We start from the raw sequence: 12,034 nt of genomic DNA, 5'->3' as shown, positions 1-12,034 counted from the left end.
CACGGCCGTATGGGACATTGTCGCTAAAAACCGCGGCGCTCTCTTCTGCGCAAACGCCGCGATGCCTTCCTTGATCTCCTCGCCGCGCATGCTGTCGCGGTGGCGCTGGTCGGCGGCGCCCTCATCGAGCTCGCCGCGGGCGAACTCGTTGATCGCCCGCTTCATGCCGCGCATCGCTTGCGGAGCGTTGCCGGCGAGGATCGCAGCAAGCTTGTCGACCTCCTGATCCAGCAAGTCCATTGGCACCATCGCGGTGAGGTAGCCGATGCGCAGCATCTCCGGGGCGCCGATCTTCTGCGCGGTCAGGAACAGCTTTTTCGCATTGTCCACGCCGAGGCGGGTCACGTAGCGCTTGATGCCGCTCGGGTAGTAATGCAGCCCAAGCCGCGCCGCCGGCATGAACATCTCCGCGGTCTCGACGCCAATGCGGAAATCGCAGGCGAGCGCGAGGTCGGTCGAGCCGCCATAGACGCCGCCGTTGAGCCGGCAGATCGTGGGAACGCCGAGATCCTCCAGCCGGTCGACCACCGCCGCGAAGGCCGAGCCCGCGCTCTGCTGTTCGGTCGCGCTGACCGCGCGCTCCGCCACGGAATTGAGATCGTAGCCGGCCGAGAACGCGCGGCCCGTGCCGGTCAGCACCAGCACGCGGATGGCCGGATCGGCCTCGATCCGGTCGAACAGTTCCGTCAGCTCGCCGAGATCCTCGGCCTGGAGCCGGTTGAGATGCTTGGGCCGGTTGAGGCGGATGGTGGCGCGGGCGCCGGTGATTTCGAGCACGGGGCTGGATGCGGCCTCGGCTGTGTCCGACATTCTTGTCTCCATTGTCGGTGCCAAAGTGCCCGCCCGGACGGAGGCCGTCAACGACGGCGAGCCTGTTCTGATGACACCGCGTGCGCCGGGCTTGCCCTCCCTGCCGCGCTGCCGGCGAAGGGCCTACTTGAAATGTGGCGGCTCGTCGTAGCCGCGGCGGCTGCTGAAGAACAGAAGCACCATCAGCCCGACGCCGACGAGGACGGAAAACCCCGCGCCCAGGGCAAGCGCCACATAGCCTTCCGTCGGGATCGGCTCGCCTTCGACCGCCATTGCGGAATAGGCGAAGTAACCGGCCGCCGCCAGCATTGCCATAAGGAGGATGAGGAGGAGTGCACGCATGCCGCGCTATCCGGTTGCAACTAGGAATCAACGGTTGTGGATCGCGGCGGTTCCAAACGGCCGAGGTGTCGGGCCCCGGCGCAGCGCGGCAACGCCCTAAGCGCGTTCACGCGCGTCTCCAACGCGCTAGGGACGTTGCTGTCCGGGACAGGAAAGTGCCCGGTGAGATCAGGCGCTCTGGGCGGTCTTCACGACCACCACGTTGCTGTCGTCCGGCAGGGCAGGGCGGGTATCACGCACCGTCTTTTCGGCTTCGCCGGCATGGCGTTTCAGATAGTCGCGGCGCATGCCGATCTCGTCGCGGACGAATTCGTAGCCGAGCTTGAACGTGTCGAGGCCGTCTGTGCTGATCGTGCCGTCCCTGAGGCCGATGACGGCCCCTCGTAAAATGCCTTCCAACTCGTCCTGGAGGCATTCGAGCTGATCCAGCGAATGGGCGTGCTCGATGCGCTCGCCGACGTCGAGGATGGCGGTCGAGAGCTCGCTCGCCTTCTCCGGCGCGATCCGCGTGATCTTGGCGTAGATCGCCGCGAAGATCGAGCCGATGATGCTGAGCGCGGCGACGCCCAGATACATCACGTCGCTGTACTTATCCAGGAACGACTTGGTGTCGTCGTTGATGTAGTCGGCGGCGCCCCGATGCGCGATCACGAAGGCGTCCTTCTCGACGGAGGCCGGTTCGATCCTGGTGGCAAAGCCGTTGTCGAGCGCGAGCGCCGACTTGTTCTCGTAGATGGTGCGGGCGAGCTCGCCTGCCGTGCTCGGGGACATCCTGGATTGCGCGACCAGCAGCCATTCGAGCCCGATCGTGTCGAGGTCGTCGTCGGGGATTTGCGGGGATGCCGACAGCGTGCCCGCCGTCAACGTCTCGTCGGAAATGCCGGGGAATTTGCGCGCCAGCGTCTTGGCCTCGTCGATGGCGTTCAGCGTAAAGCCGCCGCGTTTGGCGGCTTGCTCATAGGATTTGTCCCGCACCGCCCGTGAGGCATGGACGATGGCAATCACCGCGCTGTAGCCGTTTGCCGGGCCAAACAGCTTGTCGAGCGTTGCGCCCTGCGGCGCCATCTGGATCTTCGCGGCCTCAGGGCCGTCGGGGACGTCGAGGATGCTGCGGACAAAGGCGAGCGAAGATTCGTTCTCGGCGACGACGGCGACCTTCTTCTTCTTCAGCTCGGCGAGCGACTTGATCTTCCTGTTGCCGGGACCGAGCAGGAGCACGAGATCGTGCTCGAGGATCGCGAGCGCACGTGCCCGCAAGGGCACCTTGGCGTCCGTGCGCAGCACGGCGAGGTCGGCCTGCTTGCGGTCGAACTGCGCGATCGCCTTGGCATTGTCGGAGTTGTTGACGATCTTGATCCGGAGGCGGGACGCGTTGGTCTTCAGGAGAGCGGCGAGCTTGGCCGCGAACATCGCCTCGTCGCTGTTGGGACCGCCGACGGCAAAGGTCAGCGTTTCCGAATTGTGCACCAGCGTGCGGCCGGCCCAGACGGTGGCGAGCGACAGCAGAAGGGTCAGCACGACGTAGAGGAAGACCTGCTGCTGATTGGTCTTGATCACCTTGGGACGCCGTGGCGGCGGCGGGGCCGGCGATGCGGCGGGGCCCTCAGTACTCATGGCAGCACTCCGGCCTTATGCTTTGGGTGGCGGCAGCGCGGGGACTGAAAAGTCCGGCGGACGCCCTGTAATTCGTAAACGTCTGAAAAAAGAAGGAAATTCCTGACCGTCGATGATAGCGCGAAGGCAGCAGAACGCAAATTTCGAGCCGGAGGTAACCTTACGCGGTGCAGCCGGCGCGCTGGTCATCATATCACCAGTTAGCCACACTTTGCGATTTTCCGGTTCCCCCCGGCTGCATTCCGTCGCCGGAGATGTCATAAATCATGCGGCCCGGCGATTTGACCGGTCCAGGAAGAAGTTGCGCTGAACGCTCCAATTCTTCTCGTCACGTCAATGAGGGCGTCAGCTTGTCGTTTCCACCCATGTCATCGGCGGTTCCGGTCGAAGCGCTCATTGGCTGGATGTTGTTGCTCACATTCAAGCACATCATCGCCGATTTCGTTCTTCAAACCGCCTGGATGGCGCACGGCAAGGACCAGAAGCAGGGCTGGGCCCTGCCGCTTCTGGTGCACTGCCTCATCCACCTTGCGGTTGCGCTGCCGCTGATCCTGATCGTGGCGCCGAGATTCTGGTTCGTGGCCGTCATCGACTTCGTGATCCACATCACGATCGACCGTGCCAAAGGATTCGTCTCCGCCAATTTCGGCGTCGATCTCACGCATCCCTGGTTCTGGACTTTGATCGGTGTCGACCAGGCGCTGCACCACCTCACCGGCTTCGGCCTCTCCATCTTCATGGCTGCGAACTGAGGGCAGCCGCGGTTGGCTGCTCGGCCTTCATGGTTCGAGACGCGCCGTAAGGGCGGCGCTCCTCGCCATGAGGGTCTGGTATTCCGTGGCGAACCAAGACCCTCATCCTGAGGGCTCGCTGAAGGCGGGCGTCTCGAAGGGTGGCCGCAGCGAAGGTGCCTGCCGGAACCCTCCGATTCGCGGCGAGGGCGCAAGCACTCCGGGTGACTACCACCCGGCGTGGTTAACCTTTCATTAGAGAATTGCACTGCATCTTCCGGACACGAGGGAGACTGCAATGTTTTCAAGCCGCGACACCTTTGAAAGCGATTTCTGCCCGGTCCGCGACGAACTCCTTGGCGAGATGTATCGCGCCAGCGAGAGTGGCCTGCCGAGGCTGGTTGAGAGTGTTTCCCCTGACGTGCGCGCCAGGCTGGCGCTGTTCTGCTATCGCCGCAGCCATTTGCATTCGCTGGCTGTCGCGATCGCGGAAAGCTGCAGCGAGCGCGACCTGATCGAGAACGGCGGCCGCGTCGGCTCGACGCTCTATGCGCTGTCGCGCGAACGCGCGACGAAATCCTCACCGTCGCTGTCGGGCGGGCGCAAGCCGATCACGCTGTCGACCAAGCCGCTCTCGGTGCTCGCACCACTCGATGACGAGCTCGACGACGAGATCGGCGAAGCGGTGCCCGCCTAAGCGGCCTCTATCACCGGCAAGCCGAACTTCCGCCGCGCCATTGCGCATTCGGCGTCGCCCGGCATGCAGGTCCGGCACACTTCCGGCCGCACCTCGTAGATGCCACAGGCCGTGCTCTTTCCGATCTCTCCCTGCAACGCCGCGCAGCGATCACCCTCGCAGCGCATGCCCGATTGGCGCGCGTTGACCAGCCCTTCCGGGATCGCCGCAAGCTCCTCGTCGCTCTCGATCGAGAAACGCGGCCAGTTCTCCGAATAGCCGCAGCAGGCGCCGCAACCCTGGCAACAGCTCGACGGGTCGATCTCTTCCTTCATCTCACGTGTCCTTGGGCGGACCCCAGACCAGGCTCTGCCGCCATCTGGCGCGCAGCACGTCGCGCCTTTCAGGATATTTCTCGTCAAGGTAGCTCGCCTCGACCACGCGGTCGGTGCGGAAGCTGCGGAAGTCGCCGCGCAGCTCGCACCAGGCCGCCAGCAGCCGCACCGCTTCGAGGTAGCCGACCGAGATCGGCCAGATCATGCGCTCGCTCGGGCGGCCCTGCTCGTCGCGATAGCGCAGCATGATCTTCTTGCCTTCGTGGATCTGGGTGCGGGTGCGCGCCATGTCCAGGCGGTCCGGCTCCTGGTTCCAGCTCGGCCGCGCCCGGCTCGCCGGCTCCAGCACGAAGGGCCGCAGGCGCTCAGGCACGGTGTCGGCGATCTTGGCCATCAGATCTTCGGCCGCGCGCGCCAGCGCGGAATCGGCGTGGCCTGCGACCCATTGCGCGCCCAGCACCGCGGCCTCTATCTCGTCGGGCGTCAGCATCAAGGGCGGCAGGTCGAAACCCTTTTCCAGGATGTAGCCCATGCCGGCTTCGCCGCGAATCGGCACGCGTTGGCCGATCAGGGTTGCGATGTCGCGATAGATGGTGCGCTTCGACGTCTCGAGCTCGGCCGCGATCGCGTCAGCCGTCAGCGGTTTACGCGTGCGTCTCAGCACCTGGATGATTTGAAACAGCCGGTCGGCGCGTCTCATGACGGGTCTCTTGTCGCTGCTTTTGTCTCGGCGGTGTTTTCAGAAGGCGGCGCGCGGCTGCTGACAGGATGTTGGCAGCAGGGGAGTTCTATACCGGGACAACACATCGACTGAAGAGGATTTGTCCATGATCATTCCAACCCATTTCGGCCCGGCCGTTCCGTTGTCGCAAGCGCAGGGGTGGTCCGTGTCGGCGTTCGGCCGCCTCGTTTCGCTCGATCTCATGGCCGTCGACCTCCGGTTTGCCCTCACGGGCGCCGTGGCAAGCCCGCTCGTCCGTGCCGCGGATGCGCTCGTCCGCCACGTGATGGGCCGTGCCTGGCAAGGCGCGCGCTTCGCAGAAGATATCACGGCTGCTGCCACCATGGTGGCAGCAGCCCGCCGCTAGGTTCCGTCACGCGTTCGACAGGTTCAGGAGAGCTCGCATGATCACGCTTTACGGCTTCGGCGCCGGCTTCGGCCTGCCGGAGATCAGCCCCTTCGTCACCAAGACCGAGGTCCAGCTTAAGATGGCGGGGCTGCCTTACCGGAAGGAGCGGGCGATGCCGCCGGCCTCCCCCAAGGGTCAGCTGCCCTTCATCGACGACGGCGGCGAGGCGGTGGCCGATTCCACCTTCATCCGCGCCCATATCGAGCGCCGCTACGGCTTCGATTTCGATGCCGGGCTCTCGTTGCAGGAGCGCGCGCAAGCCTGGGCGTTCGAGCGCATGATCGAGCATCACGTCTATTGGGCCTTGGTCGGCGCGCGCTGGGTCGATCCGGTCAATTTCGCCAAGGGCCCAGCGCATTTCTTCGACGGCGCGCCGGAGCACAATCGCGAGAAGCTGCGCGAGGATGCGCAGTTCCGCGTCGCCGAGAACTATCTCCTCTCCGGCCTCGGCCGCCATGCGCCGGATGACGACGTCGATCTCGCGGTGCGCTCGCTGTTCGCGCTCTCGGTGCAGCTCGGCGACAAGGCATATCTGATGGGCAGCAAGCCCTGCGGCGTCGACGCTACGGCTTTCGGCATGCTTGCCGGCGTTCTCTCGCCCTTCTTCGAATCGGCCTTGCGCGAACGCGCCGAGGGATTTCCAAACCTCACCGCCTATGTCGACCGCATGATGGACGACTATTATCCCGAGTTCGCCTGGACCCCGCTGCGGCAGGCAGCGTAGCCCCGGTGCATCGGCAGACTCGGTGTAACCTCTCCCGCTTGCGGGGGAGGTCGGCGCAGAGCGCCGGGTGGGGGCTTTCTCCTCTGGGGGATTGTCTCTGCAGGCCTCGGACGGTCCCAACGCGGAGGCACCCTCTCCCCAACCCTCTCCCGCAAGCGGGAGAGGGGGCACAGCGACCGCGGAGCCGTCGCACGTTCTCACAGCCAAAGAAAAAGAGCCGGCCCATGGGCCGGCTCTCGTCGTCTCAAATCTCGCTGTGTCTACTTCACCAACGTGTACTTGCCATCCTTCACCGTGAGCAGGATGCGCGAGCGATCGTCGAGGCCGTAGCGGTCCTTCTCGGTGAAATTGTAGACGCCCTGGCTTGCGGCCAGCTCCTTTTCCGTCAGCAGCGCCTGGCGGATGGCCTCGCGGAATTCGGGCGTGCCGGGCTTGGCCGTCTTCAACGCCGCCGGAATGACGCGCTTGAGGATTTCGAACGCATCATAGGAATGGCCGGCGAACTGGCTGCGGCTGTTCGGCCCGTACTTGGCCTCGTAGGCCGAGTTGAGCGCGAGGCCCGGCTTCTTGGTCAGCGCGCTATCCGGCTGTTCCTCGGGGGCCATGACCGGACCGGAGGCCATCAACACGCCTTCCGCCGCTTTGCCGGCGATGCGGATGAAGTCCATGCTCGCCGCGCCGTGGGTCTGGTAGATCAGTCCCTTGTACCCGCGCTCGCGCAGCTCGGTCTGCGGCAGCGCGGCCGCGGTGCCGGAGGCGCCGACCAGGATGGCGTCGGGATTGGCGGCAACGAGCTTCAGCACCTGACCTGTCACCGAGGTGTCGGGACGGGCAAAGCGCTCCTCGTCGACGATGGTCATGCCCATCGGCACCGCCTGGGCCTTGAGGTCGTTGAACCAGAGGTCGCCATAGGAGTCGGAATAGCCGATATAGCCGAGCGTCTTCACGCCCTTGGACTTCATGTGATCGTACAGCACCTTCCCGACGATCGGGATCGGCTGCGGCATCGCCACCGACCACTTCATGCGCTCCGGCGTGATCGGGAACGGCGCGAGGCCGAAATGCGGGATGCCGGCTTCGTTGGCGACGTTCGAGACCGCGATCGTCGGCGGTGTCAGCGCCGAGCCCATGATGATGTCGGCCTTGGATTCGGTCACGAAGCGGCGGGCGTTGGTCGTGGCTGTCGTGGGATCGCCGCCGTCGTCGAGCACGATCACCTTCAGCGGCACGCCGCCGATCTCCTTCGGCACGAATTCCAGCGCGTTGCGCTCGGGAATGCCGAGGGCTGCGCCGGGACCGGTCGTGGTGGTGGTGATGCCGATGGTGACTTCGGCGGTCTGGGCCAATGCGGGCACCGCCGGCAGGGCAAGCGTTGCCGCAGTGATGGCGGCGGTCAAATAAAAGCGTTTCATCTATTCCTCCCTTGACGTGTTTCCTTGAAAGCAGAAATCGGGGGGTAATTCAGCCCCCTCTTTTGGTGATGCGGCGATTTAGCTCCGGACTTCAGCTCCCCGTGAATTTGGCTACCATTTCCGCCGGGAACGGTGCCGATTTCAGTTTGTCTGGGTTAACAGGATCGCGGCCGACCAGGACGCGGGTCTCGAACCCTTCAATCGCAAGCGCCTCGCCCTTGTAGACGTTGTGCTTCACCTCGAAACTCGAGCGCTTGATGCTCTCGATCCTGGTTTCGATGGTGATCCAGTCGCCATAGGTCGAGGGGATGTAGAACTTGGCCCGCGTGTCGACCATGGGAATGCCCACCAGGCCGTATTTGCGGACCAAATCCTGCTTGGAGAAACCGGCAACCTCGAACAGGGTCGAGGTCGAATCGTCGAACATCGCGAAATAGCGCGGGTAGTAGACGATGTTGGCGGGGTCGCAATCGCCCCACTGGATCTGAACCTCGCGCCGGTTCACGAACATGACTTATTCATCCACTGGCGCTGCGCCACACCTCTCCCGAAGGGAGAGGTCGAATTGCGCCTTGCGATGCGCAGCATCGTCAAGAGCAATTCGGGTGAGGAAATACGGTCTCTCGATAGGGCAGGGCCCCTCACCCGGCGCTGCGCGCCGACCTCTCCCAATGGCAGAGGTAAGGTCGAGGTCGCTGGTGCAATCCCGCTCATCAATTTACTTCGGCGCCATGCGCAGCGAGCCGTCGAGGCGCACCACTTCGCCGTTGAGGTAGGCGTTCTCGACCATGTGCAGGGCGAGCGCGGCGAACTCGTCGGCATGGCCGAGCCGGCGCGGGAAGGGGATCGCGGCGGCAAGCGAATCCTGCGCTTCCTGCGGCAAGTTGGCCAGCAGCGGCGTCAGGAACAGGCCGGGCGCGATGGTCAGCACGCGCACGCCGAACTGCGCCAGCTCGCGTGCGATCGGAAGCGTCATGCCGACGATGCCGCCCTTGGAGGCCGAATAGGCGGATTGCCCGATCTGGCCGTCATAGGCGGCAACGGAGGCGGTGTTGATGATGACGCCGCGCTCGCCGGTCGCCTGCGGTTCGAGCTTGGACATCTCGGTCGCGGCGAGGCGCAGCATGTTGAAGGTACCGATCAGATTGACCTTGATCACCTTGTCGAAATCGGCGAGCGCCATCGGACCGTCGCGGCCGACGACGCGCTTGGCAACGCCGATGCCGGCGCAATTGACCAGCACGCGGGCCGGGCCGTGGGCCTTTGCTGCCTGCGCGATCGCGGCTTCGGCGGAAGCGGCATCGGAGACGTCGCAGGTCACGGCGACGCCCTTGATCTCGGCGGCGACGGTTTCCGCGAGCTTGGTGTTGAGGTCGCACACCGCGACCTTGGCGCCCTGCGCCGCCAGTTTTCGCGCGGTGGCCGCGCCCAGTCCCGATGCGCCGCCGGTGACGATGGCTGCCTGATCCTTCAACAACATGGCGTTCTCCTGTAGCGGTAATTTGTTATCCGACCGATATCACACGGTTGGATGGATTGGCAGCGTAGAGCTCCTCGATCAAGTCGGTGCGGTGCTCCAGCACGGCGCGCTGGTTGATCGAGCCCTTGTCGGTGACCTCGCCCTTGTCGATCGACAGCGGCGTGTCCATCAGGATTGCGCGCGTGATCCGCGTCGAGGAGCCGGTGGCCTGGCCGAGGAAGCGGGTCAGGCGCTCACGGAAGGCGTCGCGCACCAGCCGGTCGCGCGTCGCGACGACGAGATCGTCGGTCGGCAGCGTCGGATTGATCAGTCGGCAGCCGTCGAGGTCGAGCACCACGAGGGCAGAGATTTCGTCACGGTTGATGCCGGCGATGACGACGTCGCGCACCAGCGGCGCGCAGGCTGCGGTGAGGCGCGCGCGCAAGGGGCCGACGCTGACCCAGGTGCCGCTGGCGAGCTTGAAGTCTTCGCCGACGCGGCCGTCGAAGTCGAAGCCGGCATTGAGATCATTGGGGTCGGCAGGTTTGAGTGCATCGCCCATCATGTAAAATCCTTCTTCGTCGAAGGATTTTGCGGTGATGTCGGGCTGCCGCCAGTAGCCGGGCATCACGTTCGGCCCCTTGGCGCGCACCTCCAGCTTGCCGTTGTTCGGCACCAGCTTGGCGTCATTGCCCGCAACCGGAAGGCCGACATGGCCCGAGCGGCTGGTGCGCGGATTGACCGACATGAAGAACGGCGCCGTCTCGGTCGCCCCGAGCCCGGTCAGCATCGGCACGCGATAGCCTTTTTCCTTCACCGCGAGCGCGTCGAGGCTGTCCCAGATGAAGGGCGACAGCGCCGCCCCGGAGAAGAACATCGCATGCAGCCGGTCGAAGAATTTCGCGCGCAGGCCCTGGTCGTCGCGCAAGTATGGCAGCAGCGATTCATAGCCCTTGGGCACGTTGAAATAGACCGTCGGCGAGATTTCCTGGAGATTGCGCACGGTCTCCTCGATACCGCCGGGCATCGGCTTGCCGGCGTCCAGATACATCGAGCCGCCATTGTAGAGCGTCAGACCGATATTGTGGTTGCCGCCGAACGTGTGATTCCAGGGCAGCCAGTCCACGATGACCGGCGGCTCGTCCTTGAGGAAAGCGAGCGTCTCGCGCAGCATCACCTGGTTGGCGCAGATCATGCGCTGGGTGTTGATGACGGCCTTGGGGTTGCCGGTCGAGCCCGAGGTGAGCAGGAATTTCGCGATCGTGTCGGGGCCGATCCGGCCGTGGACGTCGTCGAGATCGCTGCGGATCGGGCTCGCCATCAGGTCGGCGAGCAGGGTGACGTCGCGGCCCGGTACGTGGCCATAGGACGCGGCGATCTCGGTGCCGAGCGAAACATTGGCGGCGAGCGCATCGGCGAATTTGTCGGCGTCCTCGGCGAAGACGAGGCCGGGCGTCAGCAACTTCATCAGATAGGACAGCTTGCCGTAGTCCTTCGACACCAGCGAATAGGCCGGCGACACCGGGCAGAACGGCACGCCGGCATAGAACGCGCCGAAGGCGAGCAGGGCGTGGTCGATCGAATTGCCGGAGAGGATGACGACCGGCCGCTCCGCCGACAGGCCGCGCGCGATCAGGCTCGAGGCGATGTGCCGGCTCGCGGTGAGCAGCTCGGCATAGCTGATCTTGCGCCAGAAGCGGCCGCCGTCGCGCTCTGCCATGAAGATCCGGTCCGGCGTCGTGTTCGCCCAGTGGTGCAGGCGGTCGGTGATGCGGACGGGATAGTCCCCGAGCGGCTGCTTCGGCCTCAGATAGATCGTGCCGTCATCGCGGCGCTCGACGTCGACGGCGGGATCACCGAACGAGATCGGCCGCAGCGGGATGGTGCTCGCGCCGCGCTCCATGCTGGAAGAGGACGGCTGCGCGCTCATGACTTCGGCTTTACCTTCGCGGTCTTGTGTTCGAGGAATTCGCGGATCCGCCGCTTGGCCTCCTTGTCGCTCTGCGCGACGGTGGCCATCAGCGATTCCATCAGGAGACCGGCCTGCGGATTGGCCTCCGCGATCATCGGCAGCGCCTGCAGCACGGCGAAGTTCGTCAGCGGTGCGTTGGACGCCACCTTGGCCGCGAGCTCCAGCGCCTTGCCGAGCCCGTTGCCGGCCTCGGTCAGATATTGCGCGAAGCCATAGGACGCGCCTTCGGTCGCGCTGTAGACGCGCCCCGTCAGCATCATGTCCATCATCCTGGCGACGCCGATCAGCCGTGGCAGCCGCACCGAGCCGCCTCCGCCGACGAAGATGCCGCGCTGCCCTTCTGGCAGCGCGAAATAGGTCGAGGGCTCGGCGACGCGGATATGCGCGGCGCAGGCGAGCTCCAGCCCGCCGCCGATCACGGCGCCCCGGAGCGCTGCGATCACGGGCACGCGGCTATATTGGATGCGGTCGAACACCCGGTGCCACATCTGCGAATGGAGCAGGCCGCCGGTCGCGTCGTGCTCGGTCAATTCGGAGAGGTCGAGGCCGCTGGAGAAATGGTCGCCGATGCCGTGGATTACGACCGCGCCGATGTCCTCGGGCAGGGACGCGAAACACTCGCCGATTTCCAGGATGATGCCGTCATTGAGCGCATTGCGCTTGGCCGGCCGGTTCAGACCCACGGTGAGAACCCGGTCCGCCCGCTCGATCTTCAACAGCCCGGAGCTGCCCGCGTTCGCGGTCTCGGCGTTTCCCTGTGTCATTTGCGTCCTTGTCAGAATAGTTATGTTGTATAACGAATTCTGGGGGAGTCAAGGAGGGGCGCATC

General features: G+C 65.0%; 13 protein-coding genes and 1 pseudogene. 4 read left to right on the top strand and 10 right to left on the bottom strand.

What is annotated here, in order from left to right:
- Positions 1–27: 27 nt before the first annotated feature.
- The 3 genes and pseudogenes from AC3WLX_RS17745 to AC3WLX_RS17735 all read right to left on the bottom strand — a co-directional run.
- Positions 28–810, bottom strand: a pseudogene (locus AC3WLX_RS17745) (enoyl-CoA hydratase/isomerase family protein); the annotation flags it as partial.
- Between the two features lie 123 nt (positions 811–933).
- A complete protein-coding gene (locus tag AC3WLX_RS17740; protein WP_492336904.1) occupies positions 934–1,152 on the bottom strand; it encodes a hypothetical protein in 219 nt (72 codons plus the stop codon).
- A gap of 168 nt (positions 1,153–1,320) precedes the next feature.
- Complete coding sequence (locus AC3WLX_RS17735; RefSeq protein ID WP_492336903.1) at positions 1,321–2,766, bottom strand: TAXI family TRAP transporter solute-binding subunit; 1,446 nt, start codon at positions 2,764–2,766, stop codon at positions 1,321–1,323.
- Between the two features lie 404 nt (positions 2,767–3,170).
- Between AC3WLX_RS17735 and AC3WLX_RS17730 the strand changes: the two genes are divergently transcribed.
- Entirely contained in the window at positions 3,171–3,518 is a 348-nt protein-coding gene (locus AC3WLX_RS17730; RefSeq protein ID WP_492337317.1) for a DUF3307 domain-containing protein, read from the top strand.
- Between the two features lie 277 nt (positions 3,519–3,795).
- On the top strand, positions 3,796–4,194 hold the full coding sequence (locus AC3WLX_RS17725; protein WP_291622836.1) for a hypothetical protein: 399 nt from the start codon (positions 3,796–3,798) through the stop codon (positions 4,192–4,194).
- On the opposite strand, the gene AC3WLX_RS17720 is transcribed toward AC3WLX_RS17725, so the two are convergent.
- Both AC3WLX_RS17720 and AC3WLX_RS17715 read right to left on the bottom strand, forming a co-directional pair.
- A complete protein-coding gene (locus AC3WLX_RS17720; protein WP_291622838.1) occupies positions 4,191–4,508 on the bottom strand; it encodes a YkgJ family cysteine cluster protein in 318 nt (105 codons plus the stop codon). The genes AC3WLX_RS17725 and AC3WLX_RS17720 overlap by 4 nt on opposite strands.
- 1 nt (position 4,509) lies before the next feature.
- Positions 4,510–5,208 carry a helix-turn-helix transcriptional regulator gene (locus AC3WLX_RS17715; protein WP_492336902.1) on the bottom strand — a complete coding sequence of 233 codons (699 nt, stop codon included), beginning with the start codon at positions 5,206–5,208 and terminating at the stop codon, positions 4,510–4,512.
- 127 nt (positions 5,209–5,335) lie between these two features.
- Here AC3WLX_RS17715 and AC3WLX_RS17710 point away from each other — a divergent pair, with 127 nt between their 5' ends.
- Positions 5,336–5,596, top strand: a complete 261-nt coding sequence (locus tag AC3WLX_RS17710) for a hypothetical protein (RefSeq protein WP_492336901.1) — start codon at positions 5,336–5,338, stop codon at positions 5,594–5,596.
- A 37-nt stretch (positions 5,597–5,633) separates the two neighbouring features.
- Positions 5,634–6,362, top strand: coding sequence for a glutathione S-transferase family protein (locus AC3WLX_RS17705; RefSeq protein ID WP_291622845.1), 729 nt, complete (start codon positions 5,634–5,636; stop codon positions 6,360–6,362).
- Positions 6,363–6,622: 260 nt separating this feature from the next.
- On the opposite strand, the gene AC3WLX_RS17700 is transcribed toward AC3WLX_RS17705, so the two are convergent.
- The 5 genes from AC3WLX_RS17700 to AC3WLX_RS17680 all read right to left on the bottom strand — a co-directional run bounded on the left by AC3WLX_RS17700 (position 6,623) and on the right by AC3WLX_RS17680 (position 11,969).
- Entirely contained in the window at positions 6,623–7,774 is a 1,152-nt protein-coding gene (locus tag AC3WLX_RS17700) for an ABC transporter substrate-binding protein (protein ID WP_291622847.1), read from the bottom strand.
- Positions 7,775–7,865: 91 nt separating this feature from the next.
- Positions 7,866–8,285 (bottom strand): acyl-CoA thioesterase, encoded by a 420-nt coding sequence (locus AC3WLX_RS17695; protein WP_024340606.1) that lies wholly within the window; start codon positions 8,283–8,285, stop codon positions 7,866–7,868.
- A 207-nt stretch (positions 8,286–8,492) separates the two neighbouring features.
- Positions 8,493–9,254, bottom strand: a complete 762-nt coding sequence (locus tag AC3WLX_RS17690; RefSeq protein WP_492336900.1) for an SDR family NAD(P)-dependent oxidoreductase — start codon at positions 9,252–9,254, stop codon at positions 8,493–8,495.
- Positions 9,255–9,279: 25 nt separating this feature from the next.
- Positions 9,280–11,163 (bottom strand): feruloyl-CoA synthase, encoded by a 1,884-nt coding sequence (locus AC3WLX_RS17685; protein WP_492336899.1) that lies wholly within the window; start codon positions 11,161–11,163, stop codon positions 9,280–9,282.
- A complete protein-coding gene (locus AC3WLX_RS17680; protein WP_291622859.1) occupies positions 11,160–11,969 on the bottom strand; it encodes a crotonase/enoyl-CoA hydratase family protein in 810 nt (269 codons plus the stop codon). The genes AC3WLX_RS17685 and AC3WLX_RS17680 overlap by 4 nt, the downstream gene beginning before the upstream one ends.
- Between the last annotated feature and the right edge of the window lie 65 nt (positions 11,970–12,034).

This window comes from Bradyrhizobium sp. FW305-F6, assembly GCF_058782905.1.
Note: the sequence above shows the minus strand (reverse complement) of the source record. Positions and strands in the feature narration are given on the sequence as shown.

Bases quoted from the DNA above. Each gene is read 5' to 3' on its own strand.
- AC3WLX_RS17740 (WP_492336904.1), bottom strand. From the start codon at position 1,152: ATGCGTGCACTCCTCCTCATCCTCCTTATGGCAATGCTGGCGGCGGCC.
- AC3WLX_RS17735 (WP_492336903.1), bottom strand. From the start codon at position 2,766: ATGAGTACTGAGGGCCCCGCCGCATCGCCGGCCCCGCCGCCGCCACGG.
- AC3WLX_RS17730 (WP_492337317.1), top strand. From the start codon at position 3,171: ATGTTGTTGCTCACATTCAAGCACATCATCGCCGATTTCGTTCTTCAA.
- AC3WLX_RS17725 (WP_291622836.1), top strand. From the start codon at position 3,796: ATGTTTTCAAGCCGCGACACCTTTGAAAGCGATTTCTGCCCGGTCCGC.
- AC3WLX_RS17720 (WP_291622838.1), bottom strand. From the start codon at position 4,508: ATGAAGGAAGAGATCGACCCGTCGAGCTGTTGCCAGGGTTGCGGCGCC.
- AC3WLX_RS17715 (WP_492336902.1), bottom strand. From the start codon at position 5,208: ATGAGACGCGCCGACCGGCTGTTTCAAATCATCCAGGTGCTGAGACGC.
- AC3WLX_RS17710 (WP_492336901.1), top strand. From the start codon at position 5,336: ATGATCATTCCAACCCATTTCGGCCCGGCCGTTCCGTTGTCGCAAGCG.
- AC3WLX_RS17705 (WP_291622845.1), top strand. From the start codon at position 5,634: ATGATCACGCTTTACGGCTTCGGCGCCGGCTTCGGCCTGCCGGAGATC.
- AC3WLX_RS17700 (WP_291622847.1), bottom strand. From the start codon at position 7,774: ATGAAACGCTTTTATTTGACCGCCGCCATCACTGCGGCAACGCTTGCC.
- AC3WLX_RS17695 (WP_024340606.1), bottom strand. From the start codon at position 8,285: ATGTTCGTGAACCGGCGCGAGGTTCAGATCCAGTGGGGCGATTGCGAC.
- AC3WLX_RS17690 (WP_492336900.1), bottom strand. From the start codon at position 9,254: ATGTTGTTGAAGGATCAGGCAGCCATCGTCACCGGCGGCGCATCGGGA.
- AC3WLX_RS17685 (WP_492336899.1), bottom strand. From the start codon at position 11,163: ATGAGCGCGCAGCCGTCCTCTTCCAGCATGGAGCGCGGCGCGAGCACC.
- AC3WLX_RS17680 (WP_291622859.1), bottom strand. From the start codon at position 11,969: ATGACACAGGGAAACGCCGAGACCGCGAACGCGGGCAGCTCCGGGCTG.